The following is a 25,525-nucleotide window of genomic DNA, read 5'->3' as shown; positions in this document are numbered from 1 at the left end:
ATGGCAACAATTAACCAGCTGGTTCGCAAACCACGCTCTGTGAAGGCTGCTAAAAGCAACGTTCCAGCGCTGGAAGCCTGCCCGCAGAAACGTGGCGTATGCACCCGCGTATATACCACTACCCCGAAAAAACCAAACTCCGCACTGCGTAAAGTTTGCCGTGTGCGTTTGACCAACGGTTTCGAAGTGACTTCCTACATCGGTGGCGAAGGCCACAACCTGCAGGAACACTCCGTAATCCTGATCCGTGGCGGTCGTGTAAAAGACCTGCCAGGTGTGCGTTACCACACCGTCCGTGGTGCACTTGACTGCTCCGGTGTTAAAGACCGTAAGCAAGCTCGTTCCAAGTACGGCGTGAAGAAGCCAAAGGCTTAATGGTTCTCCGTTAAGTAAGGCCAAACGTTTTAACTTTAATGTCAAAATAAACTCGTAGAGTTTTGGACAATCCTGAATTAACAACGGAGTATTTCCATGCCACGTCGTCGCGTAATCGGCCAACGTAAAATCCTGCCAGATCCTAAGTTCGGATCTGAGCTGCTGGCCAAATTTGTAAATATCCTGATGGTAGACGGTAAAAAATCTACTGCAGAAGCAATCGTCTATACCGCGCTGGAGACCCTGGCTCAGCGTTCTGGTAAAGATCACCTGGAAGCTTTCGAAGTCGCTCTCGACAACGTTCGCCCGACTGTAGAAGTTAAGTCGCGTCGCGTTGGCGGTTCTACTTATCAGGTACCAGTTGAAGTCCGCCCGGTTCGTCGTAATGCTCTGGCAATGCGTTGGATCGTTGATGCTGCACGTAAACGCGGTGATAAATCCATGGCTCTGCGCCTGGCGAACGAGCTGTCTGACGCAGCAGAGAACAAAGGTTCTGCTGTTAAGAAGCGTGAAGACGTTCACCGTATGGCCGAAGCCAACAAGGCGTTCGCCCACTACCGCTGGTAATCATCTGGCTGTAGTCATGCTAACCAAGCGGGCGCGTCAAATCGGCCCGCTTGGGTTAACTGAACTTGAACGCCCTAGGAATAGAGGAATCAAATGGCTCGTACAACACCCATTGCACGCTACCGTAACATCGGTATCAGTGCTCACATCGACGCCGGTAAAACCACCACTACCGAACGTATTCTGTTCTACACCGGTGTAAACCACAAAATCGGTGAAGTTCATGACGGCGCTGCCACCATGGACTGGATGGAACAGGAGCAGGAGCGTGGTATTACCATCACTTCTGCAGCGACGACTGCCTTCTGGTCTGGTATGGCCAAGCAGTTCGAACCGCATCGCGTAAACATCATCGACACCCCAGGGCACGTTGACTTCACCATCGAAGTAGAACGTTCCATGCGTGTGCTGGATGGCGCGGTAATGGTTTACTGTGCTGTTGGTGGTGTTCAGCCACAGTCTGAAACCGTATGGCGTCAGGCTAACAAATACAAAGTGCCACGTATCGCGTTCGTTAACAAAATGGACCGTATGGGCGCTAACTTCCTGAAAGTTGTTGGCCAGATCAAAACTCGTCTGGGCGCTAACCCTGTTCCTCTGCAGCTGGCTATCGGCGCAGAAGACAAATTCACCGGCGTTATCGACCTGGTGAAGATGAAGGCGATCAACTGGAACGAAGAAGACGCAGGCGTTACCTTCGAATACGAAGACGTCCCGGCTGACATGATGGAACTGGCTGAAGAATGGCGCCAGAACCTGATCGAATCCGCTGCGGAAGCTTCCGAAGAGCTGATGGAAAAATACCTGGGCGGCGAAGAGCTGACCGAGGCAGAAATCAAGTCCGCTCTGCGTCAGCGCGTGCTGAACAACGAAATCATCCTGGTTACCTGTGGTTCTGCGTTCAAGAACAAGGGCGTACAGGCGATGCTGGATGCGGTAATCGAATACCTGCCGGCGCCAACTGACGTTCCTGCGATCAACGGTATCCTGGACGACGGTAAAGACACCCCGGCTGAGCGTCACGCAAGTGATGACGAGCCGTTCTCTGCTCTGGCGTTCAAAATCGCTACCGACCCGTTCGTAGGTAACCTGACCTTCTTCCGCGTGTACTCCGGCGTTGTTAACTCCGGCGACACCGTGCTGAACTCCGTTAAGGCTGCGCGCGAGCGTTTCGGCCGTATCGTTCAGATGCACGCCAACAAGCGTGAAGAGATCAAAGAAGTTCGCGCAGGCGACATCGCCGCTGCGATCGGTCTGAAAGACGTGACCACCGGGGACACCCTGTGTGATCCAGACTCTCCAATCATCCTGGAGCGTATGGAATTCCCTGAGCCGGTAATCTCTATCGCCGTTGAACCAAAAACCAAAGCTGACCAAGAGAAAATGGGTCTGGCTCTGGGCCGTCTGGCTAAAGAAGACCCGTCATTCCGCGTATGGACTGACGAAGAGTCTAACCAGACCATCATCGCCGGTATGGGTGAACTGCACCTCGACATCATCGTTGACCGCATGAAGCGTGAATTCAACGTTGAAGCTAACGTGGGCAAACCTCAGGTAGCTTACCGCGAAGCGATTCGCGCGAAGATTACCGATGTTGAAGGTAAGCACGCCAAGCAGTCTGGTGGTCGCGGTCAGTACGGTCACGTTGTGATCGACATGTACCCACTGGAGCCGGGCTCTAACCCGAAAGGTTACGAGTTCATCAACGACATCAAAGGCGGCGTAATTCCTGGCGAATACATCCCTGCCGTTGATAAAGGCATCCAGGAGCAGTTGAAGTCTGGTCCGTTGGCTGGTTACCCGGTAGTAGATATGGGTATTCGTCTGCACTTCGGTTCTTACCACGACGTTGACTCCTCTGAACTGGCGTTTAAACTGGCCGCATCTATCGCCTTTAAAGAAGGCTTTAAGAAAGCGAAACCAGTTCTGCTTGAGCCTATCATGAAGGTTGAAGTTGAGACTCCAGAAGAGAACACCGGTGACGTTATCGGTGACTTGAGCCGTCGTCGCGGCATGCTGCGCGGTCAGGAATCTGAAGTGACTGGCGTTAAGATCCACGCTGAAGTACCGTTGTCCGAAATGTTCGGCTACGCAACTCAGCTGCGTTCTCTGACTAAAGGTCGCGCATCATACACCATGGAATTCCTGAAGTATGATGATGCACCGAACAACGTCGCTCAGGCCGTAATCGAAGCCCGTGGCAAATAAGCCGCAGGGTTAAAACCAAAGTCCCGTGCTCTCTCCAGAAGGGGAGAGCGCTATAGTAAGGAATATAGCCGTGTCTAAAGAAAAATTTGAACGTACAAAACCGCACGTTAACGTTGGTACTATCGGCCACGTTGACCACGGTAAAACTACCCTGACTGCAGCGATCACCACCGTTCTGGCTAAAACCTACGGCGGTTCTGCACGTGCTTTCGACCAGATCGATAACGCGCCAGAAGAAAAAGCTCGTGGTATCACCATCAACACCTCTCACGTTGAGTATGACACCCCGACTCGCCACTACGCGCACGTTGACTGCCCAGGGCACGCCGACTACGTGAAAAACATGATCACCGGTGCTGCTCAGATGGACGGCGCGATCCTGGTAGTTGCTGCGACTGACGGCCCAATGCCTCAGACCCGTGAGCACATCCTGCTGGGTCGTCAGGTTGGCGTTCCTTTCATCATCGTATTCATGAACAAATGCGACATGGTTGATGATGAAGAGCTGCTGGAACTGGTAGAAATGGAAGTTCGCGAACTGCTGTCCGCGTACGACTTCCCAGGCGACGACCTGCCAGTGATCCGCGGTTCCGCGCTGAAAGCGCTGGAAGGCGAAGCTGAGTGGGAAGCGAAAATCATCGAACTGGCCGAAGCCCTGGACAGCTACATCCCAGAGCCAGAGCGTGCTATCGACAAGCCGTTCCTGCTGCCAATCGAAGACGTATTCTCCATCTCCGGTCGTGGTACCGTTGTTACCGGTCGTGTTGAGCGCGGTATCATCAAAGTTGGCGAAGAAGTTGAAATCGTTGGTATCAAAGACACCGTTAAGTCTACCTGTACTGGCGTTGAAATGTTCCGCAAACTGCTGGACGAAGGCCGTGCTGGTGAGAACGTAGGTGTTCTGCTGCGTGGTATCAAACGTGAAGAAATCGAACGTGGTCAGGTACTGGCTAAACCAGGCTCCATCAAGCCGCACACCCAGTTCGAATCTGAAGTGTACATCCTGAGCAAAGATGAAGGTGGTCGTCACACGCCATTCTTCAAAGGCTACCGTCCACAGTTCTACTTCCGTACTACTGACGTGACCGGTACCATCGAACTGCCAGAAGGCGTAGAGATGGTAATGCCAGGCGACAACGTGAACATGGTTGTAACCCTGATTCACCCAATCGCGATGGACGACGGTCTGCGTTTCGCAATCCGTGAAGGCGGCCGTACTGTAGGCGCTGGTGTTGTTGCTAAAGTTATCGCTTAATCGCGAATAATTTTTCGACACAAAAAAGGGCACTTCGGTGCCCTTTTTTTATGCAATTTGTACAAATCTTAATTGAAATAAAAACCATTCCTATTTAGACTCAATGCATTGGTTAAGAAGTGAGTCTCTCTATGTATGTATGTCTGTGTAATGCGGTGACTGACAAAGCGATCCGTAATGCGGTGCGTCAGCACAATCCCCATACCATGAAGCAACTGCGTGAACTTGTGCCGATTGGTACCGATTGTGGAAAGTGCATTCGTCAGGCAAGACAGATTATGGTGGAGGAACGCGGAACTATCATCCCAATGCATGAAGTTGCCTAACAAAGGGTAAGGTTATTTTTGACTCTTGGCTTACAGGTTCTACACTTTTAGAACTGGCCAGGAGGAGTTACCTATGAAAGGCGATAAAAAGATCATTGCTCACCTCAATAAACTGCTCGGCAACGAGCTGGTTGCCATCAATCAATATTTCCTGCACGCCCGAATGTTCAAGAATTGGGGCTTAATGCGCCTCAACGACAAGGAATATCACGAGTCGATCGACGAAATGAAACATGCCGATCGCTACATCGAGCGTATCCTGTTCCTGGAAGGGATACCGAATCTGCAAGATCTCGGCAAGCTGAATATCGGCGAAGACATTGAAGAGATGCTGCGTTCCGATCTGGCGCTGGAGCTGGCGGGCGCCAAGAACCTGCGTGAAGGCATCGCCTATGCCGATTCGATCCACGATTACGTCAGCCGCGATTTGATGATTGAAATCCTGGCCGATGAAGAAGAGCATATCGACTGGCTGGAAACGGAGCTGGATCTGATTGCCCGTCTCGGTATTCAGAACTATGCCCAGGCCCAGATTTTAGAGCGCAAAGAGTAAGCCTTCCGTCCATTCGTCATCGTCTCTCCTGCCGGCGGCCGTTTTCTCGGCTGGGCAGGGGAGAGTGTTCCCGCCAAGCCTAATTCATTCCCTGTTTACCGTGTTAACACGCCAACTGCCACTGAACGCGCAAAAATGACGATTTCCTGAGCATATTTCCAACTGCGGCTTGCTTCCTGGGCCATTTTGCGTATAATGCGCGGGCTTACCTAATCTTGGTAAGCCTGATTTTAGCGAATCAGTCGATTGGCAGGCCTTTTTTGCCTTTCGAACAATACTCCCGATATGGGGGTTATATGTTGACGATTACACTCCCCCATCAATCGAAATGGGTGTGAGGAGTAATTATTTACGTTTATAAATAATTGGAGCTCTGGTCTCATGCAGAACCAAAGAATCCGTATCCGCCTGAAAGCGTTTGATCATCGTCTGATCGATCAATCAACCGCGGAAATCGTCGAGACTGCAAAGCGCACTGGTGCGCAAGTCCGTGGTCCGATCCCGCTGCCAACTCGCAAAGAGCGCTTTACCGTTCTGATTTCTCCGCACGTCAACAAAGACGCGCGCGATCAGTACGAGATTCGCACTCACAAGCGTCTGGTTGACATCGTTGAGCCAACCGAGAAAACCGTTGATGCTCTGATGCGTCTGGATCTGGCTGCCGGTGTAGACGTGCAGATCAGCCTGGGTTAATCAGGTCATTGAGCGATTGAGAGGTTGAAACAATGATTGGTTTAGTCGGTAAAAAAGTGGGTATGACCCGTATCTTCACTGAAGATGGCGTTTCTATCCCAGTAACCGTAATTGAAATTGAAGCGAACCGCGTGACTCAGGTTAAAAGCCTGGACACCGACGGTTACCGTGCCGTTCAGGTTACCACTGGTAGCAAAAAAGCTAACCGTGTAACCAAGCCGGAAGCGGGCCATTTCGCTAAAGCTGGCGTTGAAGCTGGCCGTGGTCTGTGGGAATTCCGCCTGGAAGAAGGTCAAGAATTCGCTGCAGGTCAGGAAATTAGCGTAGAAATCTTCGCTGACGTTAAAAAAGTCGATGTTACCGGTACTTCTAAAGGTAAAGGTTTTGCTGGCACTGTTAAGCGCTGGAACTTCCGTACCCAAGACGCTACCCACGGTAACTCCTTGTCTCACCGCGTTCCGGGTTCTATCGGTCAGAACCAGACTCCGGGCAAAGTGTTCAAAGGCAAGAAAATGGCTGGCCACCTGGGTGATGAGCGCGTAACCGTTCAGAGCCTGGACGTAGTACGTGTTGACGCTGAGCGCAACCTGCTGCTGGTTAAGGGTGCTGTACCGGGCGCAACCGGTGGCAACCTGATCGTTAAACCAGCTGTGAAGGCGTAAGGGGATAGCAATGGAATTAGTATTGAAAGACGCGCAAAGCGCGCTGACTGTTTCCGAAACTACCTTCGGTCGTGATTTCAACGAAGCGCTGGTACACCAGGTTGTTGTTGCTTATGCAGCAGGTGCCCGTCAAGGTACCCGTGCTCAGAAGACCCGTGCTGAAGTAACTGGTTCCGGCAAAAAGCCATGGCGTCAGAAAGGCACCGGCCGTGCGCGTTCAGGTTCTGTAAAGAGCCCGATCTGGCGTTCAGGCGGCGTGACCTTTGCTGCTAAGCCACAGGACCACAGTCAGAAAGTAAACAAAAAGATGTACCGCGGCGCGCTGAAAAGCATCCTGTCCGAACTGGTACGTCAAGATCGTCTGATCGTTGTCGAGAAGTTCTCTGTAGAAGCGCCTAAAACTAAGCTGCTGGCACAGAAACTGAAAGATATGGCTCTGGAAGACGTGCTGATCGTGACCGGTGAACTGGATGAGAATCTGTTCCTGGCAGCTCGCAACCTGTACAAGGTTGACGTGCGCGATGTGGCAGGTATCGATCCGGTTAGCCTGATCGCCTTCGACAAAGTGGTTATGACTGCTGATGCTGTGAAGCAAGTTGAGGAGATGCTGGCATGATCCGTGAAGAACGTTTGCTGAAAGTGCTGCGTGCACCGCACGTATCTGAAAAAGCATCCGCTGCGATGGAAAAAAGCAACACCATCGTTCTCAAAGTTGCCAAAGACGCGACCAAAGCAGAAATCAAAGCTGCAGTGCAGAAACTGTTTGAAGTCGAAGTCGAAGACGTGAACACCCTGGTTGTTAAAGGGAAAGTGAAACGTCACGGTCAGCGTGTTGGTCGTCGTAGCGACTGGAAAAAAGCTTACGTCACCCTGAAAGAAGGCCAGAATCTGGACTTCATCGGCGGCGCAGAGTAAGTCGGAGGAGTAAGAACAATGGCAATTGTTAAATGTAAACCTACATCTCCGGGTCGTCGCCACGTTGTTAAAGTGGTTAACCCTGAGCTGCACAAGGGTAAACCTTATGCCCCGCTGCTGGAAAAACTGAGCAAAAGCGGTGGTCGTAACAACAATGGCCGTATCACCACCCGTCATATCGGTGGTGGCCACAAGCAACATTATCGTCTGGTTGACTTCAAGCGCAACAAAGACGGTATCCCTGCTGTGGTTGAGCGTCTGGAGTACGATCCGAACCGTTCCGCGAACATCGCGCTGGTTCTGTACAAAGACGGCGAACGCCGTTACATCCTGGCGCCGAAAGGCCTGAAAGCTGGTGACCAGATTCAATCTGGCGTTGATGCTGCAATTAAAGCGGGTAACACCCTGCCGATGCGCAACATTCCAGTTGGTTCAACGGTTCACAACGTAGAAATGAAACCAGGCAAAGGCGGCCAGATGGCTCGCTCCGCTGGTGCCTACGTTCAGATCGTTGCTCGTGATGGTTCCTACGTAACTCTGCGTCTGCGCTCCGGCGAAATGCGTAAAGTTCCAGCTGATTGCCGCGCCACCCTGGGTGAAGTCGGTAACGCTGAACACATGCTTCGCGTTCTGGGTAAAGCAGGTGCTGCACGTTGGCGTGGTGTTCGTCCTACCGTTCGCGGTACGGCGATGAACCCGGTAGATCACCCGCACGGTGGTGGTGAAGGTCGTAACTTTGGTAAGCACCCGGTAACTCCGTGGGGCGTTCAGACCAAAGGTAAGAAGACCCGTAGCAACAAGCGTACTGATAAGTTCATCGTACGTCGCCGTAGCAAAAAATAATTAGAGGATAAGCCATGCCACGTTCTCTCAAGAAAGGTCCTTTTATTGACCTGCACTTGCTGAAGAAGGTAGAGAAAGCGGTGGAAAGCGGTGACAAGAAGCCTTTGCGCACTTGGTCCCGTCGTTCAACGATCTTTCCTAACATGATCGGTTTGACCATCGCTGTCCATAATGGTCGTCAGCACGTACCAGTGTTCGTTTCCGATGAAATGGTCGGTCACAAACTGGGTGAATTCGCGCCGACTCGTACTTATCGCGGCCATGCGGCTGATAAAAAAGCTAAAAAGCGCTAAGGTAGGAGGAAGAGATGGAAACTATCGCTAAACATCGCCACGCTCGTTCTTCTGCTCAGAAGGTTCGCCTTGTTGCTGACCTGATTCGCGGTAAGAAAGTGTCGCAAGCTCTGGAAACTCTGACCTACACCAACAAGAAAGCTGCTGGTCTGGTTAAGAAAGTGCTGGAGTCTGCCATTGCTAACGCAGAACACAACGATGGCGCTGACATCGATGATCTGAAAGTTACGAAAATCTTCGTAGACGAAGGCCCAAGCATGAAGCGCATTATGCCGCGTGCAAAAGGTCGTGCAGATCGCATCCTGAAGCGCACCAGCCACATTACTGTGGTTGTGTCCGATCGCTGAGACTCTGGAGACTAGCAATGGGTCAGAAAGTACATCCTAATGGTATTCGCCTGGGTATTGTCAAACCTTGGAACTCTACTTGGTATGCGAATACCAAAGAATTCGCTGACAACCTGGACAGCGACTTTAAAGTTCGTCAATTCCTGACTAAGGAACTGTCGAAAGCTTCCGTTTCTCGCATCGTTATCGAGCGTCCTGCGAAGAGCATCCGTGTGACCATTCACACTGCTCGCCCAGGCATCGTTATCGGCAAGAAAGGTGAAGACGTCGAAAAACTGCGCAAGGTCGTAGCGGACATCGCTGGCGTTCCTGCACAGATCAACATCGCCGAAGTCCGTAAACCGGAACTCGACGCTAAATTGGTTGCTGACAGCATCACTTCTCAGCTGGAACGTCGCGTTATGTTCCGTCGTGCTATGAAGCGTGCAGTACAGAACGCAATGCGTCTTGGCGCTAAAGGTATCAAAGTTGAAGTAAGCGGCCGTCTTGGCGGCGCTGAAATCGCACGTACCGAATGGTACCGCGAAGGTCGTGTTCCATTGCACACTCTGCGTGCGGACATCGACTACAACACATCTGAAGCGCACACCACTTATGGTGTAATCGGCGTTAAGGTATGGATCTTCAAAGGTGAGATCCTGGGTGGTATGGCTGCAGTTGAACAACCGGAACCGGCTGCTCAACCTAAAAAGCAGCAGCGTAAAGGCCGCAAGTAAGGAGAGTCGCTGATGTTACAACCAAAGCGTACAAAATTCCGTAAGGTGCACAAGGGCCGCAACCGTGGTCTGGCGCAAGGTACGGATGTTAGCTTCGGCACTTTCGGTCTGAAAGCTGTTGGCCGTGGCCGTCTGACTGCTCGTCAAATCGAAGCAGCTCGTCGTGCAATGACTCGTGCAGTTAAGCGTCAAGGCAAGATCTGGATCCGTGTATTCCCGGACAAACCGATCACCGAGAAGCCGCTGGAAGTGCGTATGGGTAAAGGTAAGGGTAACGTGGAGTATTGGGTTGCCCTGATCCAGCCTGGTAAGGTCCTGTACGAAATGGACGGCGTGCCAGAAGAGGTTGCCCGCGAGGCATTCAAACTGGCAGCAGCGAAACTGCCGATCAAAACCACCTTTGTAACTAAGACGGTGATGTAATGAAAGCACAAGAGCTGCGTGAAAAAAGCGTTGAAGAGCTGAATGCCGAGCTGCTCAACCTGCTGCGTGAGCAATTCAACTTGCGCATGCAGGCGGCCAGTGGCCAGCTGCAACAAACTCACCTGTTGAAACAAGTGCGTCGTGACGTCGCACGCGTTAAGACTTTACTGACTCAAAAGGCGGGTGTGTAAATGACTGAAGTTATCCGTACCCTGCAGGGTCGTGTTGTTAGCGATAAAATGGAGAAATCCATCGTTGTTGCTATCGAGCGTACTGTGAAGCACCCAATCTACGGGAAATTCATCAAACGTACGACCAAGCTGCACGTACATGACGAGAACAACGAATGTGGTACCGGCGACGTGGTTGAAATCCGCGAATGCCGCCCACTGTCCAAGACCAAGTCCTGGACGTTGGTTCGCGTTGTAGAGAAAGCGATTCTGTAATAGAGTAGCTGGCTCTCACTTAATAAACGGCTCAGAAAATGAGCCGTTTATTTTTTCTACCCATACCAAGTAAGCGGTGTTATAATGCTGCGCCCTCGGTTATGGGGCTTTTCAACGGCCTAATTTTTACTTGGGTCTTTAAAGTAGTAGTTGACATTAGCGGAGCACTAAAATGATCCAAGAACAGACTATGCTGAACGTCGCCGACAACTCCGGTGCACGTCGCGTAATGTGTATCAAGGTTCTAGGTGGCTCGCACCGTCGCTACGCAGGCGTCGGCGACATCATCAAAATTACCATCAAGGAAGCAATTCCTCGCGGTAAGGTGAAGAAAGGCGATGTTCTGAAGGCGGTAGTGGTGCGCACCAAGAAGGGTGTACGTCGCCCGGACGGTTCTGTCATTCGCTTCGATGGCAATGCATGCGTTATTTTGAACAATAACAGCGAGCAGCCAATCGGTACGCGTATTTTTGGGCCGGTAACTCGTGAACTGCGTAATGAGAAGTTCATGAAAATTATCTCTCTGGCACCAGAAGTACTCTAAGGAGCGAACATGGCAGCGAAGATCCGTCGTGATGACGAAGTTATCGTGATTACCGGGAAAGACAAAGGTAAGCGCGGTAAAGTAAAAAATGTCCTGTCTGCTGGCAAGGTCATTGTTGAAGGCATCAACCTGGTTAAGAAACACCAGAAGCCGGTTCCGGCTCTGAACCAACCAGGCGGCATTGTTGAGAAAGAAGCTGCAATTCAGGTTTCTAACATTGCTATCTTCAACGCGGCTACCGGCAAGGCTGACCGTGTAGGCTTTAGATTCGAAGACGGCAAAAAAGTCCGTTTCTTCAAATCTAACAGCGAAACTATCAAGTAATTTGGAGTAATACGATGGCGAAACTGCATGATTACTACAAAGACGAGGTAGTCAAACAACTGATGTCTCAGTTTGATTACAACTCTGTCATGCAAGTCCCTCGGGTCGAGAAGATCACCCTGAACATGGGTGTTGGTGAAGCGATTGCTGACAAGAAACTGCTGGATAACGCAGCAGCGGACCTGGCAGCTATCTCCGGTCAAAAACCGTTGATCACCAAAGCCCGCAAATCCGTTGCAGGCTTCAAAATCCGTCAGGGCTATCCGATCGGCTGTAAAGTAACTCTGCGTGGCGAACGCATGTGGGAGTTCTTTGAGCGTCTGATCTCCATTGCTGTTCCACGTATCCGTGACTTCCGTGGCCTGTCCGCCAAGTCATTCGATGGCCGTGGCAACTACAGCATGGGCGTGCGTGAGCAAATCATCTTCCCAGAAATCGACTACGACAAAGTCGATCGCGTTCGTGGTTTGGATATTACCATTACCACTACTGCGAAATCTGATGATGAAGGCCGCGCGCTGCTGGCTGCTTTTAACTTCCCGTTCCGCAAGTAAGGCAGGGTTACTGATGGCTAAGCAATCAATGAAAGCACGCGAAGTCAAGCGCGTGAAATTAGCTGACAAGTTCTTTGCAAAACGCGCTGAACTGAAAGCTATTATCTCTGATGTGAACGCATCCGATGAAGATCGTTGGAATGCCGTTCTCAAGCTGCAAACTCTGCCGCGTGATTCCAGCCCGTCTCGTCAGCGTAAACGCTGCCGCCAAACTGGCCGTCCACATGGTTATGTGGGCAAATTCGGGTTGAGCCGTATTAAGCTTCGTGAAGCCGCTATGCGCGGTGAAGTACCAGGCTTGAAAAAGGCTAGCTGGTAATTACCAATTGAATCACGGGAGTAAAGACAGATGAGCATGCAAGATCCGATCGCGGATATGCTGACCCGTATCCGTAACGGTCAAGCCGCGAACAAAGTTGCGGTCACCATGCCTTCCTCCAAGCTGAAAGTGGCAATTGCCAACGTGCTGAAGGAAGAAGGTTTTATTGAAGATTTCAAAATCGAAGGCGACGCCAAGCCTGTTCTGGAATTGGTACTGAAGTACTTCCAGGGCAAAGCTGTGGTAGAAAGCATTCAACGTATCAGCCGTCCAGGTCTGCGCATCTACAAGAAAAAAGATGAGCTGCCAAAAGTTATGGCCGGTTTGGGTATCGCTGTTGTTTCTACCTCTAAAGGTGTTATGACCGATCGTGCAGCTCGCCAGGCTGGTCTTGGTGGCGAGATTATCTGCTACGTAGCTTAATTCGGGAGGAAAGAATGTCTCGTGTTGCAAAAGCACCCGTCGTCATTCCTGCCGGCGTAGAGGTAAAACTCAACGGTCAGGTTATTTCGATTAAGGGTAAAAACGGCGAGTTGACTCGTACTATCCACGACGCCGTTGAAGTGAAGCAAGAAGCTAACGCACTGACTTTCGCTCCGCGCGAAGGTTTTGCTAACGCATGGGCCCAAGCGGGTACCACGCGCGCTCTGCTGAACGCAATGGTTGTTGGTGTTACCGAAGGCTTCACCAAGAAGCTTCAACTGGTAGGTGTTGGTTATCGTGCTGCCGTTAAAGGCAACGTGGTGAATTTGGCCCTGGGCTTCTCTCACCCTATCGATCACCAGCTGCCAGCAGGTATCACTGCTGAATGCCCAAGCCAAACTGAAATCGTGCTGAAAGGCGCTGATAAGCAGGTAATTGGCCAGGTAGCAGCAGATCTGCGCGCTTACCGTCGTCCTGAGCCTTACAAAGGCAAGGGTGTTCGTTACGCCGACGAAGTCGTGCGTACCAAAGAGGCTAAGAAGAAGTAAGGTAACACTATGGATAAGAAATCTGCTCGTATCCGTCGTGCGACCCGCGCACGCCGCAAGCTCCAAGAGCTGGGTGCAACCCGCCTGGTGGTACATCGTACCCCGCGTCACATTTACGCACAGGTGATTGCTCCAAACGGTTCTGAAGTACTGGTAGCCGCTTCTACTTTAGAAAAAGCTATCGCGGAGCAACTGAAGTATTCCGGTAACAAAGACGCAGCAGCAGCCGTAGGTAAAGCTCTGGCTGAGCGCGCGTTGGAAAAAGGGATTGCGAAAGTATCCTTTGACCGTTCCGGTTTCCAATATCATGGTCGAGTCCAGGCACTGGCAGATGCTGCCCGTGAAGCTGGCCTTCAGTTCTAAGGAAGAGGTTTAAGATGGCTCACATCGAAAAACAAGCTGGCGAACTGCAGGAAAAGCTGATCGCGGTAAACCGCGTATCTAAAACCGTAAAAGGTGGCCGTATTTTCAGCTTTACCGCACTGACTGTAGTTGGTGATGGTAACGGTCGCGTTGGTTTTGGCTACGGCAAAGCACGCGAAGTTCCAGCAGCGATCCAGAAAGCGATGGAAAAAGCCCGTCGCAACATGATGAACGTCGCGCTGAACAGCGGCACCCTGCAGCACCCTGTTAAGGGCGCTCACACGGGTTCTCGCGTGTTCATGCAGCCTGCTCATGAAGGTACCGGTATCATCGCGGGCGGTGCAATGCGCGCCGTTCTCGAAGTTGCTGGGGTGCACAACGTATTGGCTAAAGCTTATGGTTCCACCAACCCGATCAACGTGGTTCGTGCAACTATCGACGCTCTGGCGAATATGAAGTCTCCTGAAATGGTCGCTGCTAAGCGTGGTAAATCCGTTGCCGACATTCTGGGGTAATTGACCATGGCTAAGACTATTAAAGTTACACAAACTCGCAGCTCAATTGGCCGTCTGCCGAAGCATAAAGCTACTCTGCTCGGTCTGGGTCTGCGTCGTATTGGTCACACCGTAGAGCGCGAGGATACTCCTGCTGTTCGCGGTATGGTCAACCTGGTTTCCTACATGGTTAAAGTTGAGGAGTAACAGATGCGTTTAAATACTCTGTCTCCGGCTGAAGGTGCCAAGCATGCGCCTAAGCGTGTAGGTCGTGGTATTGGTTCTGGCCTGGGTAAAACCGGCGGCCGTGGTCACAAAGGTCAGAAGTCTCGTTCTGGCGGTGGCGTACGTCGTGGTTTCGAAGGTGGTCAGATGCCTCTGTACCGTCGTCTGCCGAAATTCGGCTTCACTTCACGCAAAGCGATGATCACGGCAGAAGTTCGTCTGTCTGAACTGGCTCTGGTTGAAGGCGATGTTATCGACCTGAACGCGCTGAAAGCCGCTAACGTAGTTGGTGTCCAGATCGAATTCGCGAAAGTTGTACTTTCTGGCGAAGTCGCTCGTCCGGTAACCCTGCGTGGTCTGCGTGTCACCAAAGGCGCTCGTGCTGCTATCGAGGCTGCTGGCGGTAAAATTGAGGAATAAGTAGCAGATGGCTAAGCAACCAGGATTAGATTTTCAAAGTGCTAAAGGCGGGCTCGGCGAGCTGAAGCGCAGACTTTTGTTTGTCATCGGCGCGCTGATTGTCTTCCGCATCGGCTCTTTCATTCCGATTCCTGGTATCGATGCCACTGTGCTTGCCAAATTGCTTGAGCAGCAGAGAGGCACTATCATTGAAATGTTTAACATGTTCTCTGGTGGTGCCCTCAGCCGTGCTTCTATCTTTGCTCTGGGGATCATGCCGTATATTTCGGCGTCGATCATTATCCAGCTGCTGACGGTGGTTCATCCGGCGTTGGCGGAAATCAAGAAAGAAGGGGAGGCTGGCCGTCGCAAGATTAGTCAGTACACCCGTTACGGTACGCTGGTATTGGCCATATTCCAGTCGATCGGTATTGCTACCGGTCTGCCGAATATGCCTGGTATGCAGGGCCTGGTGTTAAACCCAGGCTTTGCATTCTACTTTACTGCGGTTGTGAGCTTGGTCACCGGGACAATGTTCCTGATGTGGCTGGGTGAGCAGATTACTGAGCGCGGTATCGGCAACGGTATCTCGATCATTATCTTCGCGGGTATTGTAGCGGGGCTCCCGCCGGCAGTGGCCCATACTATCGAGCAAGCGCGGCAAGGCGACCTGCACTTCCTCCTGCTGCTGTTGGTTGCAGTATTGGTGTTTGCAGTAACCTTCTTCGTTGTTTTCATTGAGCGTGGTCAACGTCGTATCGTCGTTAACTATGCGAAGCGTCAACAAGGTCGTCGTGTTTATGCAGCACAGAGTACACACTTACCGTTGAAAGTGAACATGGCGGGTGTTATCCCGGCGATTTTCGCTTCCAGCATTATTCTGTTCCCGGCCACGATTGCATCATGGTTTGGGGGCGGTACCGGTTGGAACTGGCTGACTACGATTTCGCTGTATTTGCAGCCAGGGCAACCGCTTTATGTGTTACTCTATGCGTCTGCAATCATCTTCTTCTGTTTCTTCTACACGGCGTTGGTATTCAACCCGCGTGAGACAGCAGATAACCTGAAGAAGTCCGGTGCCTTCGTACCAGGAATTCGTCCGGGAGAGCAAACGGCGAAGTATATCGATAAAGTAATGACGCGTTTAACCCTGGTGGGCGCGATGTACATTACTTTCATCTGCCTGATCCCGGAGTTCATGCGTGATGCAATGAAAGTACCATTCTACTTTGGTGGTACCTCGCTACTGATCGTGGTTGTCGTCATCATGGACTTTATGGCTCAAGTGCAAACTCTGATGATGTCAAGTCAGTACGAGTCTGCATTGAAGAAAGCAAATCTGAAAGGCTATAACCGCTAGTCAGATTCGTTTGAGAAGTTACGGAGAGTAAAAATGAAAGTTCGTGCTTCCGTCAAGAAATTATGTCGTAACTGCAAAATCGTTAAGCGTAACGGTGTCGTTCGTGTGATTTGCAGCGCCGAGCCGAAGCATAAACAGCGTCAAGGCTGATTATCTCGCATATTTTTCTTGCAAAGTTGGGTTGAGCTGGCTAGATTAGCCAGCCAATCTTTTGTATGTCGCACTGCAACATTATTTGAGTATCCTGAAAACGGGCTTTTCAGAATGGTGTTGCTGTATAAAATAGTAGGAGTGCATAGTGGCCCGTATAGCAGGCATTAACATTCCTGATCATAAACATACCGTTATCGCCTTAACGTCGATCTTCGGTATCGGTAAAACCCGTTCACAGGCTATCTGTGCATCCACGGGTATTGCTGAAAATGTTAAGATCAGTGAGCTGTCTGAAGAGCAAATCGAAAAGCTTCGTGATGCAGTTGCCAAATACACCGTTGAGGGTGATTTGCGTCGTGAAATTACCCTGAGCATCAAGCGTCTTATGGACCTTGGTTGCTATCGTGGTTTGCGTCATCGTCGTGGTCTGCCGGTACGCGGTCAGCGCACCAAGACCAACGCTCGTACCCGTAAGGGTCCGCGCAAGCCGATCAAGAAATAATCGGGGTTATTGAATAATGGCAAAGGCACCTGTTCGTACACGTAAGCGTGTAAGAAAGCAAGTCTCTGACGGCGTGGCTCATATCCATGCTTCTTTCAACAACACCATCGTTACCATCACTGATCGTCAGGGTAATGCTTTGGGTTGGGCAACAGCCGGTGGTTCCGGTTTCCGTGGTTCTCGTAAGTCCACTCCGTTCGCAGCACAGGTTGCAGCAGAACGTTGTGCTGACGCAGTAAAAGAATACGGTATCAAGAACCTGGAAGTTATGGTTAAAGGACCTGGTCCTGGTCGTGAGTCTACTATCCGCGCTCTGAACGCGGCTGGTTTCCGCATCACTAATATTACTGATGTGACTCCGATCCCTCATAACGGTTGTCGTCCGCCGAAAAAGCGCCGCGTGTAACGCAGCTTTTAGGATTGTTGGAGAAAGAAAATGGCAAGATATTTGGGTCCTAAGCTCAAGCTGAGCCGTCGTGAGGGCACAGACCTGTTCCTTAAGTCTGGCGTTCGCGCGATCGATTCCAAGTGTAAAATTGAACAAGCACCTGGTCAGCACGGTGCGCGTAAACCGCGTCTGTCTGATTACGGTGTTCAGTTGCGTGAGAAGCAGAAAGTTCGCCGTATGTACGGCATTCTGGAGCGTCAATTCCGTAACTATTACAAAGAAGCAACCCGCCTGAAGGGCAACACCGGTGAAAACCTGTTGCAGCTGCTGGAAGGTCGTCTGGACAACGTTGTTTACCGTATGGGCTTCGGCGCTACTCGTGCAGAGTCACGTCAGCTGGTTAGCCACAAAGCAGTTATGGTAAACGGTCGCGTTGTTAACATCGCTTCTTATCAGGTATCTCCGAATGACGTAGTCAGCATCCGCGAGAAAGCTAAAAAGCAGTCTCGTGTTAAAGCTTCTCTGGAGCTGGCTGAGCAGCGTGAAAAGCCGACTTGGCTGGAAGTTGATGCTGCTAAGATGGAAGGCGTGTTCAAGCGTATGCCTGAACGTACCGATCTGTCTGCGGACATTAACGAACACCTGATCGTCGAGCTTTACTCCAAGTAAAGCTTAGTACCAAAGAGAGGACACAATGCAGGGTTCTGTGACAGAGTTTCTAAAACCGCGCCTGGTAGATATCGAGCAAGTCAGTTCGACGCACGCCAAGGTGACCCTTGAGCCTTTAGAGCGTGGCTTTGGCCATACTCTTGGCAACGCACTGCGCCGTATTCTGCTTTCATCTATGCCGGGTTGCGCGGTGACCGAGGTTGAGATTGATGGTGTACTGCATGAGTACAGCACCAAAGAAGGCGTACAGGAAGATATCCTGGAGATCCTGCTCAACCTGAAAGGGCTGGCGGTGAGAGTTCAAGGCAAAGACGAAGTTATTCTTACCCTGAATAAATCTGGCATTGGCCCTGTGACCGCTGCCGACATCACCCATGATGGTGATGTCGAAATCGTCAAGCCTCAGCACGTGATCTGCCACCTGACTGATGAGAACGCGGCTATCAGCATGCGTATCAAAGTTCAGCGCGGTCGCGGTTATGTGCCGGCTTCTGCCCGAATTCATTCGGAAGAAGATGAGCGCCCAATCGGTCGTCTGTTGGTTGACGCCTGCTACAGCCCTGTAGAGCGTATCGCCTACAATGTTGAAGCTGCGCGTGTAGAACAGCGTACTGACTTGGATAAGCTGGTCATCGAGATGGAGACCAATGGCACGATCGATCCTGAAGAGGCGATCCGCCGTGCGGCCACCATTCTGGCTGAACAACTTGAAGCTTTCGTTGACCTGCGTGATGTACGTCAGCCGGAAGTTAAAGAAGAGAAACCGGAATTCGATCCGATCTTGCTGCGCCCTGTTGACGATCTGGAATTGACTGTCCGCTCTGCTAACTGCCTCAAGGCAGAAGCTATCCACTACATCGGTGATCTGGTACAGCGTACCGAGGTTGAGTTGCTGAAAACGCCAAACCTGGGTAAAAAATCTCTTACCGAGATTAAAGACGTGCTGGCCTCACGTGGTCTGTCTCTGGGCATGCGCCTGGAAAACTGGCCGCCGGCAAGCATTGCTGACGAGTAACCGGATCACAGGTTAAGGTTTTACTGAGAAGGATAAGGTCATGCGCCATCGTAAGAGTGGTCGTCAACTGAACCGTAACAGCAGCCATCGCCAGGCTATGTTCCGTAACATGGCCGGCTCTTTGGTTCGTCATGAGATCATCAAGACGACCCTGCCAAAAGCAAAAGAGCTGCGTCGCGTTGTTGAGCCGCTGATTACTCTTGCCAAGACCGACAGCGTAGCTAATCGTCGTCTGGCATTCGCCCGTACTCGTGATAACGAGATCGTGGCAAAACTGTTTAACGAGCTGGGCCCGCGTTTCGCGAGCCGTGCCGGTGGTTACACTCGCATTCTGAAGTGTGGCTTCCGCGCAGGCGACAACGCGCCGATGGCATACATCGAGCTGGTTGATCGTGCTGAGTCTCAAGCAGAAGTAGCAACTGCAGAGTAATCTGTAGACGCGTAAAAAAACCGGGCTTGCCCGGTTTTTTTACGTCCAAATCCAGCCAAATGTGCTCAATTCCCCCACCGAGCTTAAGATCCCCGCTCCTATCCGTTATGCTTAGACTCATTCAATAAGCTCACTGAGGCTGTCTGTTATGGGGTTGCTCGACCAATGGGCGGAACGTCATATCCTCGATGCCCAGGATAAAGGCGAGTTCGACAATCTGCCCGGCCAGGGACAACCGCTCGTGCTGGACGATGACAGCGCGGTGCCTGCTGAGCTACGCGCCGGTTACCGCCTGCTGAAAAATGCCGGTTATCTGCCGCCGGCGCTGGAAGATCGCAAAGAGGCATTAACCGTTGCTCACTTACTGCAAGGGATCAACAGTGAGCATCCGGACTATGTCGATCTCAGCAAGCGCATGGCGCTGCTGGAACATCGGTTGCGTCACGCTGGAATGAGCACGGACTTCTTGCATGGCGAATATCAGCGTGCGCTGGACGGTAAACTCACCCGAGAGGAGAAGTAATGTTCAAGATAGGTCAGTTGGCCAAGCTTGCCGAAGTGACGCCGGATACCGTGCGTTACTATGAAAAGCAGGGCATGATGGATCACAATGTCCGTACTGAAGGCGGTTATCGGCTGTACACCGAGCAGGATCTGCAGCGGCTGCGTTTTATCCGCTATGCCAAGCAGTTGGGCTTTACTCTGGAAACGATCGCCGAGCTGCTGTCGATCCGGGTCGATCCGGAACATCACACCTGCCAGGAATCGAAGTCTATCGTTGATGCGCGCCTGAGCGAAGTGGAAAGCAAGTTGGCGGAGCTGACCCGGATGCGTGAATCGTTGAAACGGCTGAGCGACGCCTGCTGCGGTACCGCCCATACCAGCAACTACTGTTCGATCCTGGAAGCTTTGGAACAGGGCGCCAGCGATGACAAAGGCAAAAAAGGTTGCTGACGGCACTTTAATTTTTATATCGCCGGCAGTATTATCGCCCCGTTTTATCCCTCATATTTTACAGGAGCATTATCATGACGAAATATCGTCACACCAAAGGCCAGATTCAAGATAACGCCATTGAGGCGCTGCTGCATGATCCGCTATTCCGTCAGCGGGTAGAAAAGAATGTGAAAGGCAAAGGTAGCTATCGGCGTAAAGAAAAACACAACAAAGGCGGTAACTGGGAGGCCAGTGGCAAACTATCAAACGATAATTTACCACTGGCCTTCTGGTTTTAAGGCATTAAAAAAGCCACCTTCATCCGGTGGCTTTTTATTGGCATAACCAAACGCTGTCTTACAGTTTTGGCTGCTGTTGATGGCTCAGCAAATCACGGATTTCCGTCAGCAGTTTCTCTTCTGCAGTAGGTTCTGGCGGCGCTGCCGGAGCTTCTTCCTGTTTGCGGCGCATTTTGTTCATCAATTTAATCGCCAGGAAGATGGCGAAGGCGACAATCACGAAGTCAAATACGGTTTGGATGAATGAACCGTAGTTCATTACCACCGCCGGTACGGCGCCCTGAGCTTCACGTAATACCAGATGGAACTGTTTAAAGTCGACGCCGCCGATCAGCAAGCCCAGCGGAGGCATGATGATATCAGCGACGAAGGATGAAACAATCTTGCCGAACGCGGCGCCGATAATCACACCGACGGCCAGATCGACCACGTTGCCGCGCATGGCAAATTCGCGAAACTCTTTCAACATACTCATAGAACGCACCCCTTGCAGAATTAATAACTCAAGTTTAACAAAGCAATTTCCCTTTGCCACAAAAGGAGAGAAGTTTTATCTCCTCTCAAGGCAGAGAACAACTACGCGATTATAGACCATCGCCAAATAAATTCGTTCTACAAGAAGAACGGGCTCGGTTGGAACAGGCGTTCAACGTCCGGCACGAATTTCTTGTCGGTAATAAACATGATGACATGATCGCCCTGTTCGATTTTGCTGTTGCCGTTAGCGATGATGACGTCGTCGCCACGAACGATAGCGCCGATGGTGGTACCCGGTGGCAGCTTGATATCTTCAACGATACGGCCAACCACTTTGGACGTGCTTTCATCGCCGTGGGCAATCGCTTCGATCGCCTCCGCTACGCCGCGGCGCAGCGATGAAACGCTGACGATATCCGCTTTGCGCACATGCCCAAGCAGCGCGGAGATGGTTGCCTGCTGCGGTGAAATGGCGATATCGATCACGCTGCCCTGTACCAGATCGACATAGGCGCGCCGCTGGATCAAGACCATCACTTTCTTGGCGCCCATGCGCTTGGCCAGCATGGCCGACATGATGTTGGCCTCATCGTCGTTGGTGATAGCGATGAATACATCCACCTGCTCGACGTGCTCTTCGGCCAGCAGTTCCTGGTCGGAGGCATCGCCGTAGAACACGATGGTATCGTGCAACTGCTCGGCCAGTTCGGCGGCACGTTGCTGATTGCGCTCAATGAGTTTGACGTTATAGTCTTTCTCCAGCTTGGCGGCCAGGCCGGCGCCGACGTTGCCGCCGCCGACGATCATGATGCGCTTATAAGGTTTTTCCAGCCGTTGCAGTTCGCTCATCACCGCGCGAATGTGCTGTGAGGCGGCAACGAAGAACACTTCATCACCGGCTTCGATAATGGTCGAGCCTTGCGGACGAATCGGCCGATCCTGGCGGAAAATGGCGGCGACGCGAGTGTCGATATGCGGCATGTGTTCGCGCATCGAAGAGAGCGCATTGCCGACCAGCGGGCCGCCGTAATAGGCTTTAACCGCGGCGATGCTGACCTTGCCTTCGGCGAAGTTGACCACCTGCAGCGCGCCGGGGTATTCAATCAGCTTGTAGATATAGTCGATGACCAGCTGCTCCGGCGAAATCAGATGGTCGATCGGCACCGCTTCCGGCAGGAACAGTTTCTCCGACTCGCGGATATATTCCGGCGCGCGGATACGGGCGATACGGTTGGGGGTATTAAACAGAGAATAGGCGATCTGGCAGGCGATCATGTTGGTTTCGTCGGAGTTGGTGACGGCGACCAGCATGTCGGCATCTTCTGCGCCGGCTTCGCGCAGCACCCGGGGGTGAGAACCATGTCCCTGAACCACTCGCAGATCGAATTTATCCTGCAGCTGACGCAACCGGCCGGAGTCGGTATCGACGACGGTGATATCGTTGTTTTCACCTACCAGGTTTTCCGCCAGCGTCCCGCCAACCTGCCCGGCACCAAGAATAATTATTTTCATCGTGTTCTCTGCTTCACACTGAAAGACTTAGGGCGCGTGGGCACCCTGAAGAATTACATTTTAATCAGCTTAGCGTAAAAGAAGCCATCGCCGTCCTCGGGATGCGGGATATTCTGCCGTCCCGGCCGCTGCGCATCGCCGGTTTCAACCAGCTTGGCATCGGCATGGCGCTGCAAGAACGCGGCGATCTGACTACTGTTTTCATCCGGCAGAATAGAGCAGGTTGCGTAAACCATCACGCCGCCTGATTTCAGATGCGGCCAGACGGCCTCCAGGATATCGGCCTGCAGGGCGGCGAGTTCGGCGATGTCGCGATCGCGGCGCAGCCATTTGATGTCGGGATGACGGCGGATCACGCCGGTGGCTGAACAAGGCGCGTCCAGCAGGATACGGTCGAACTGCTTGTCACCGCACCATTGCTGCGGTGTGCGGCCATCGCCCAGTTTAACCTCTGCGTGCAAACGCAGACGCTGCAGGTTTTCTTTCACCCGCGCCAGACGCTGTTTGTCGATATCGACGGCCATAACCTGTGCTTTCGGCGCCGCTTCCAGAATATGCGTGGTTTTGCCGCCGGGCGCGGCGCACAAATCGAGGATCTGTTCACCGTCTTGTGGATCCAACAGATCAACACAGCCTTGGGCTGAGGCATCTTGCACGGTGACCCAGCCGTCGGCGAACCCTGGCAGATCGGTCACGGCGCAAGGTGCCAGCAACCGCACGGCGTCGGCATAGTCTGCATGAGGCTCCGCGGCGATGCCGGCGTCGGTCAGCAGCTGCAGGTAAGCCTCACGGGTGTGATGCAGGCGGTTGACGCGCAGCCACATCGGCGGCTTCTGGTTATTGGCGTCGACGATCTGTTGCCAGTTGGCGGGATAAGCCTGTTGGATGCGTTTCAGCAACCAGCTCGGGTGCAGGTAGCGGCTGTCATTGTTGGCGGCGCGCTGCAGAAGTTCTTCCTGCTGGCGCTGGAATTGCCGCAAGACGCCGTTAATCAAACCTTTTAACTGTGGGCGTTTCAGCGCCACCGCACCTTCCACGGTTTCTGCGAGTACGGCGTGCGCCGGGATACGGGTATACAGCAGCTGATACAAGCCGACCATCAGCAAATAGTGAAGTGTACGTTGCTTGCCGGTCAGCGGTTTGGCCATTAATTGCTGAATGCACCATTCGAGCTGCGGCAGTACGCGTAACGTGCCGAAGCACAGTTCCTGCAGCAACCCGCGGTCTTTATCGCTGATGGAGGTTTGCAGCGCCGGCAGAACAGTACTCAGTGACTGCCCTTGATCCAGCACCTGGCCGATGGCTTTGGCAGCGATGCTGCGGAGATTGTAATTATTTTTCATAGGCTGAAGCTGATAACGATCGGCATTAAGAAAATAACGGCCCGGCGATGAACGGCCGGGCAGTGGGGTGACTTACAGCCGGTTACCCGGGGTAAACCATTCACGACGTGAATTTAACAGGTCTTGCGCCGACATCGGTTTCTTGCCGGCGGGCTGCAGTTGGATCAGATTGAGGATACCGTCGGCGGTCGCCACCTGAATGCCGTGCTTGTCGGCATGGACAACGGTGCCCGGCTCCGCGTTGGCGCTTTCCGCCATTACGCTGGCCTGCCACACTTTCACCGGTTGCTCATCGATGGTGAAGTAGCTTATCGGCCAAGGGTTGAAGGCGCGGATGCAACGCTCCAGCTGTGCGGCGGACAGTGTCCAATCCAGGCGAGCTTCTTCTTTGCTCAGCTTCTCGGCGTAGGTGACCTGCGACTCGTCCTGCACTTCGCGGGTGGCGCTGCCGTCGGCCATTTGGCGCAGCGTCGTCAGCATGCCCTGCGGGCCGAGCTGCGCCAGCTTGTCGTAGAGGCTGGCGCTGGTATCGCTGCTCTCAATCGGGCAGGCGATCTTGTGCATCATGTCACCGGTATCGAGACCGACATCCATCTGCATGATGGTCACGCCGGTTTCCCTGTCACCGGCCCAGAGCGAACGCTGGATCGGTGCCGCGCCGCGCCAGCGGGGCAGCAGCGAACCATGTACGTTGATGCAGCCAAGACGCGGCATATCCAGCACCGCTTGCGGCAGAATCAACCCGTAGGCAACCACCACCATCACGTCGGCGTTGAGATCTGCCACCAGGCGCTGGTTCTCTTCGGGGCGCAGCGATTTAGGCTGAAATACCGGCAATTGGTGTTGTTCGGCCAGCATTTTGACCGGGCTGGGCGTTAGCTTGTTGCCGCGGCCTGCTGGACGGTCGGGTTGAGTGAATACGCCGACAATCTGGTGCTCAGATGACAACAGCGCGTCAAGATGACGCGCTGCGAAGTCTGGTGTTCCGGCGAAAATAATCCGTAAAGAGTCAGACACGTTGATTTCCTGATCGGTTAGGCGCGGGCTTGAAGCTTGGCCATTTTTTCCAGTTTCTGACGAATGCGCTGACGCTTGAGCGGCGACAGGTAATCGACGAACAGTTTACCCATCAGGTGATCCATCTCGTGCTGGATGCAGATCGCCAGCAGATCGTCCGCTTCCAGCTCGAAAGGTTTGCCTTCGCGATCCAGCGCGCGGATCTTCACCTGCGCGGCGCGCGGCACCAGCGCACGCTGCTCGGGAATGGAAAGACAGCCTTCCTCGATGCCGGTTTCGCCGCTTTTTTCCAGCAGCTCCGGGTTGATCAGCACCAGGCGCTGATCGCGATTCTCGGAGACGTCGATCACGATAATGCGCTGATGGATATCCACCTGAGTCGCAGCCAGGCCAATGCCTTCCTCTGCGTACATGGTTTCAAACATATCATCCACGATGCGCTGGATATCTGCATTGACTTCTTTTACCGGCGCTGCGACTTTGCGCAGACGCTCGTCTGGGAAATGTAATACCTGCAAGACTGACATATATCTTTAGATCTGTATCCGAGTAATGAACGAGGTTTAACCTCTATTCTAGACATTTCCCGACCTGATTGACAGCATTGCG

42 protein-coding genes are annotated in these 25,525 nt (G+C 52.5%); 37 read left to right on the top strand and 5 right to left on the bottom strand.

The window, feature by feature from the left end; translation table 11 throughout:
• From rpsL to ACMGG9_RS21630, 37 genes are all read left to right on the top strand, one after another.
• Window positions 1-375 carry a 30S ribosomal protein S12 gene (gene rpsL, locus ACMGG9_RS21810; protein WP_004930426.1) on the top strand — a complete coding sequence of 125 codons (375 nt, stop codon included), beginning with the start codon at window positions 1-3 and terminating at the stop codon, window positions 373-375.
• 96 nt (window positions 376-471) lie between these two features.
• Window positions 472-942, top strand: a complete 471-nt coding sequence (gene rpsG / locus ACMGG9_RS21805; RefSeq protein ID WP_004956203.1) for a 30S ribosomal protein S7 — start codon at window positions 472-474, stop codon at window positions 940-942.
• Window positions 943-1,035: 93 nt separating this feature from the next.
• Window positions 1,036-3,150 (top strand): elongation factor G, encoded by a 2,115-nt coding sequence (gene fusA, locus ACMGG9_RS21800; protein ID WP_033645245.1) that lies wholly within the window; start codon window positions 1,036-1,038, stop codon window positions 3,148-3,150.
• Between the two features lie 70 nt (window positions 3,151-3,220).
• Complete coding sequence (gene tuf / locus ACMGG9_RS21795) at window positions 3,221-4,405, top strand: elongation factor Tu (protein ID WP_015376315.1); 1,185 nt, start codon at window positions 3,221-3,223, stop codon at window positions 4,403-4,405.
• 131 nt (window positions 4,406-4,536) lie between these two features.
• Window positions 4,537-4,731 carry a bacterioferritin-associated ferredoxin gene (gene bfd, locus ACMGG9_RS21790; RefSeq protein WP_015379266.1) on the top strand — a complete coding sequence of 65 codons (195 nt, stop codon included), beginning with the start codon at window positions 4,537-4,539 and terminating at the stop codon, window positions 4,729-4,731.
• A gap of 73 nt (window positions 4,732-4,804) precedes the next feature.
• Window positions 4,805-5,284: a bacterioferritin gene (gene bfr / locus ACMGG9_RS21785; protein WP_033645244.1), complete on the top strand. Its 480-nt coding sequence runs from the start codon at window positions 4,805-4,807 to the stop codon at window positions 5,282-5,284.
• A 381-nt stretch (window positions 5,285-5,665) separates the two neighbouring features.
• Window positions 5,666-5,977, top strand: a complete 312-nt coding sequence (gene rpsJ / locus ACMGG9_RS21780) for a 30S ribosomal protein S10 (RefSeq protein WP_001181005.1) — start codon at window positions 5,666-5,668, stop codon at window positions 5,975-5,977.
• A gap of 32 nt (window positions 5,978-6,009) precedes the next feature.
• Window positions 6,010-6,639, top strand: coding sequence for a 50S ribosomal protein L3 (gene rplC / locus ACMGG9_RS21775; protein WP_015379265.1), 630 nt, complete (start codon window positions 6,010-6,012; stop codon window positions 6,637-6,639).
• 10 nt (window positions 6,640-6,649) lie between these two features.
• The gene (gene rplD, locus ACMGG9_RS21770; RefSeq protein WP_004929779.1) at window positions 6,650-7,255 is read left to right on the top strand and encodes a 50S ribosomal protein L4; all 606 of its coding nucleotides are present in this window, start codon (window positions 6,650-6,652) and stop codon (window positions 7,253-7,255) included.
• Complete coding sequence (rplW, locus tag ACMGG9_RS21765) at window positions 7,252-7,554, top strand: 50S ribosomal protein L23 (protein ID WP_004951179.1); 303 nt, start codon at window positions 7,252-7,254, stop codon at window positions 7,552-7,554. Before rplD ends, rplW begins: the two co-directional genes overlap by 4 nt.
• Window positions 7,555-7,572: 18 nt before the next feature.
• The gene (rplB, locus tag ACMGG9_RS21760; RefSeq protein ID WP_004929775.1) at window positions 7,573-8,397 is read left to right on the top strand and encodes a 50S ribosomal protein L2; all 825 of its coding nucleotides are present in this window, start codon (window positions 7,573-7,575) and stop codon (window positions 8,395-8,397) included.
• Between the two features lie 14 nt (window positions 8,398-8,411).
• Window positions 8,412-8,690, top strand: coding sequence for a 30S ribosomal protein S19 (gene rpsS / locus ACMGG9_RS21755; RefSeq protein WP_004929772.1), 279 nt, complete (start codon window positions 8,412-8,414; stop codon window positions 8,688-8,690).
• A 14-nt stretch (window positions 8,691-8,704) separates the two neighbouring features.
• The gene (rplV, locus tag ACMGG9_RS21750) at window positions 8,705-9,037 is read left to right on the top strand and encodes a 50S ribosomal protein L22 (protein WP_002223844.1); all 333 of its coding nucleotides are present in this window, start codon (window positions 8,705-8,707) and stop codon (window positions 9,035-9,037) included.
• Window positions 9,038-9,054: 17 nt separating this feature from the next.
• The gene (rpsC, locus tag ACMGG9_RS21745) at window positions 9,055-9,753 is read left to right on the top strand and encodes a 30S ribosomal protein S3 (protein WP_004929766.1); all 699 of its coding nucleotides are present in this window, start codon (window positions 9,055-9,057) and stop codon (window positions 9,751-9,753) included.
• Between the two features lie 12 nt (window positions 9,754-9,765).
• Entirely contained in the window at window positions 9,766-10,176 is a 411-nt protein-coding gene (gene rplP / locus ACMGG9_RS21740) for a 50S ribosomal protein L16 (RefSeq protein WP_004929764.1), read from the top strand.
• Complete coding sequence (rpmC, locus tag ACMGG9_RS21735) at window positions 10,176-10,367, top strand: 50S ribosomal protein L29 (RefSeq protein WP_004929762.1); 192 nt, start codon at window positions 10,176-10,178, stop codon at window positions 10,365-10,367. The genes rplP and rpmC overlap by 1 nt, the downstream gene beginning before the upstream one ends.
• Window positions 10,368-10,622, top strand: coding sequence for a 30S ribosomal protein S17 (gene rpsQ / locus ACMGG9_RS21730; RefSeq protein ID WP_004929760.1), 255 nt, complete (start codon window positions 10,368-10,370; stop codon window positions 10,620-10,622). It begins immediately after the preceding gene.
• 172 nt (window positions 10,623-10,794) lie between these two features.
• Window positions 10,795-11,166 carry a 50S ribosomal protein L14 gene (rplN, locus tag ACMGG9_RS21725; RefSeq protein ID WP_000613954.1) on the top strand — a complete coding sequence of 124 codons (372 nt, stop codon included), beginning with the start codon at window positions 10,795-10,797 and terminating at the stop codon, window positions 11,164-11,166.
• A gap of 9 nt (window positions 11,167-11,175) precedes the next feature.
• Window positions 11,176-11,490, top strand: coding sequence for a 50S ribosomal protein L24 (rplX, locus tag ACMGG9_RS21720; RefSeq protein WP_004929758.1), 315 nt, complete (start codon window positions 11,176-11,178; stop codon window positions 11,488-11,490).
• 14 nt (window positions 11,491-11,504) lie between these two features.
• Window positions 11,505-12,044, top strand: a complete 540-nt coding sequence (rplE, locus tag ACMGG9_RS21715) for a 50S ribosomal protein L5 (protein WP_004929756.1) — start codon at window positions 11,505-11,507, stop codon at window positions 12,042-12,044.
• Between the two features lie 13 nt (window positions 12,045-12,057).
• The gene (gene rpsN / locus ACMGG9_RS21710) at window positions 12,058-12,363 is read left to right on the top strand and encodes a 30S ribosomal protein S14 (RefSeq protein WP_004929754.1); all 306 of its coding nucleotides are present in this window, start codon (window positions 12,058-12,060) and stop codon (window positions 12,361-12,363) included.
• 30 nt (window positions 12,364-12,393) lie between these two features.
• Window positions 12,394-12,786, top strand: a complete 393-nt coding sequence (gene rpsH, locus ACMGG9_RS21705) for a 30S ribosomal protein S8 (protein WP_004929753.1) — start codon at window positions 12,394-12,396, stop codon at window positions 12,784-12,786.
• Between the two features lie 14 nt (window positions 12,787-12,800).
• Window positions 12,801-13,334: a 50S ribosomal protein L6 gene (gene rplF / locus ACMGG9_RS21700; RefSeq protein WP_004929751.1), complete on the top strand. Its 534-nt coding sequence runs from the start codon at window positions 12,801-12,803 to the stop codon at window positions 13,332-13,334.
• Between the two features lie 9 nt (window positions 13,335-13,343).
• Window positions 13,344-13,697, top strand: a complete 354-nt coding sequence (rplR, locus tag ACMGG9_RS21695) for a 50S ribosomal protein L18 (protein ID WP_004929748.1) — start codon at window positions 13,344-13,346, stop codon at window positions 13,695-13,697.
• Between the two features lie 14 nt (window positions 13,698-13,711).
• Window positions 13,712-14,212 carry a 30S ribosomal protein S5 gene (gene rpsE / locus ACMGG9_RS21690; protein ID WP_004929747.1) on the top strand — a complete coding sequence of 167 codons (501 nt, stop codon included), beginning with the start codon at window positions 13,712-13,714 and terminating at the stop codon, window positions 14,210-14,212.
• Window positions 14,213-14,218: 6 nt separating this feature from the next.
• Window positions 14,219-14,398 (top strand): 50S ribosomal protein L30, encoded by a 180-nt coding sequence (gene rpmD / locus ACMGG9_RS21685; RefSeq protein WP_048232028.1) that lies wholly within the window; start codon window positions 14,219-14,221, stop codon window positions 14,396-14,398.
• Window positions 14,399-14,401: 3 nt separating this feature from the next.
• On the top strand, window positions 14,402-14,836 hold the full coding sequence (gene rplO, locus ACMGG9_RS21680; RefSeq protein WP_004929742.1) for a 50S ribosomal protein L15: 435 nt from the start codon (window positions 14,402-14,404) through the stop codon (window positions 14,834-14,836).
• Between the two features lie 7 nt (window positions 14,837-14,843).
• Window positions 14,844-16,175 (top strand): preprotein translocase subunit SecY, encoded by a 1,332-nt coding sequence (secY, locus tag ACMGG9_RS21675; RefSeq protein ID WP_004929740.1) that lies wholly within the window; start codon window positions 14,844-14,846, stop codon window positions 16,173-16,175.
• Between the two features lie 33 nt (window positions 16,176-16,208).
• Window positions 16,209-16,325, top strand: a complete 117-nt coding sequence (gene rpmJ, locus ACMGG9_RS21670; RefSeq protein ID WP_002227352.1) for a 50S ribosomal protein L36 — start codon at window positions 16,209-16,211, stop codon at window positions 16,323-16,325.
• Between the two features lie 148 nt (window positions 16,326-16,473).
• On the top strand, window positions 16,474-16,830 hold the full coding sequence (gene rpsM, locus ACMGG9_RS21665) for a 30S ribosomal protein S13 (RefSeq protein ID WP_004929734.1): 357 nt from the start codon (window positions 16,474-16,476) through the stop codon (window positions 16,828-16,830).
• A 16-nt stretch (window positions 16,831-16,846) separates the two neighbouring features.
• Window positions 16,847-17,236, top strand: a complete 390-nt coding sequence (rpsK, locus tag ACMGG9_RS21660; protein WP_004929731.1) for a 30S ribosomal protein S11 — start codon at window positions 16,847-16,849, stop codon at window positions 17,234-17,236.
• A 30-nt stretch (window positions 17,237-17,266) separates the two neighbouring features.
• The gene (rpsD, locus tag ACMGG9_RS21655; protein ID WP_004929729.1) at window positions 17,267-17,887 is read left to right on the top strand and encodes a 30S ribosomal protein S4; all 621 of its coding nucleotides are present in this window, start codon (window positions 17,267-17,269) and stop codon (window positions 17,885-17,887) included.
• Window positions 17,888-17,912: 25 nt separating this feature from the next.
• Window positions 17,913-18,902 (top strand): DNA-directed RNA polymerase subunit alpha, encoded by a 990-nt coding sequence (locus ACMGG9_RS21650; RefSeq protein WP_002919219.1) that lies wholly within the window; start codon window positions 17,913-17,915, stop codon window positions 18,900-18,902.
• A gap of 40 nt (window positions 18,903-18,942) precedes the next feature.
• A complete protein-coding gene (rplQ, locus tag ACMGG9_RS21645; RefSeq protein WP_004929726.1) occupies window positions 18,943-19,332 on the top strand; it encodes a 50S ribosomal protein L17 in 390 nt (129 codons plus the stop codon).
• A 148-nt stretch (window positions 19,333-19,480) separates the two neighbouring features.
• A complete protein-coding gene (locus ACMGG9_RS21640; RefSeq protein ID WP_033645242.1) occupies window positions 19,481-19,855 on the top strand; it encodes a DUF1992 domain-containing protein in 375 nt (124 codons plus the stop codon).
• Window positions 19,855-20,286 (top strand): Zn(2+)-responsive transcriptional regulator, encoded by a 432-nt coding sequence (gene zntR / locus ACMGG9_RS21635; protein WP_016930321.1) that lies wholly within the window; start codon window positions 19,855-19,857, stop codon window positions 20,284-20,286. The genes ACMGG9_RS21640 and zntR overlap by 1 nt, the downstream gene beginning before the upstream one ends.
• A 74-nt stretch (window positions 20,287-20,360) precedes the next feature.
• The gene (locus ACMGG9_RS21630; RefSeq protein WP_004929720.1) at window positions 20,361-20,567 is read left to right on the top strand and encodes an alternative ribosome-rescue factor A; all 207 of its coding nucleotides are present in this window, start codon (window positions 20,361-20,363) and stop codon (window positions 20,565-20,567) included.
• 58 nt (window positions 20,568-20,625) lie between these two features.
• On the opposite strand, the gene mscL is transcribed toward ACMGG9_RS21630, so the two are convergent.
• From mscL to def, 5 genes are all read right to left on the bottom strand, one after another.
• The gene (mscL, locus tag ACMGG9_RS21625) at window positions 20,626-21,042 is read right to left on the bottom strand and encodes a large-conductance mechanosensitive channel protein MscL (RefSeq protein ID WP_033645241.1); all 417 of its coding nucleotides are present in this window, start codon (window positions 21,040-21,042) and stop codon (window positions 20,626-20,628) included.
• Window positions 21,043-21,179: 137 nt separating this feature from the next.
• Entirely contained in the window at window positions 21,180-22,556 is a 1,377-nt protein-coding gene (trkA, locus tag ACMGG9_RS21620) for a Trk system potassium transporter TrkA (protein WP_004929716.1), read from the bottom strand.
• 53 nt (window positions 22,557-22,609) lie between these two features.
• The gene (gene rsmB, locus ACMGG9_RS21615) at window positions 22,610-23,899 is read right to left on the bottom strand and encodes a 16S rRNA (cytosine(967)-C(5))-methyltransferase RsmB (RefSeq protein ID WP_414161715.1); all 1,290 of its coding nucleotides are present in this window, start codon (window positions 23,897-23,899) and stop codon (window positions 22,610-22,612) included.
• A 72-nt stretch (window positions 23,900-23,971) separates the two neighbouring features.
• Window positions 23,972-24,916 (bottom strand): methionyl-tRNA formyltransferase, encoded by a 945-nt coding sequence (fmt, locus tag ACMGG9_RS21610; protein WP_223085418.1) that lies wholly within the window; start codon window positions 24,914-24,916, stop codon window positions 23,972-23,974.
• Between the two features lie 17 nt (window positions 24,917-24,933).
• Window positions 24,934-25,443, bottom strand: a complete 510-nt coding sequence (def, locus tag ACMGG9_RS21605; RefSeq protein WP_015379260.1) for a peptide deformylase — start codon at window positions 25,441-25,443, stop codon at window positions 24,934-24,936.
• Window positions 25,444-25,525: the final 82 nt, after the last annotated feature.

Source organism: Serratia sp. BNK-10 (genome assembly GCF_047456065.1).
In the GTDB taxonomy this organism is placed as follows: Bacteria; Pseudomonadota; Gammaproteobacteria; order Enterobacterales; family Enterobacteriaceae; genus Serratia; species Serratia ureilytica.
The sequence above is the reverse complement of the archived record's forward strand: the minus strand, read 5'-3'. Positions and strand labels throughout refer to the sequence as shown.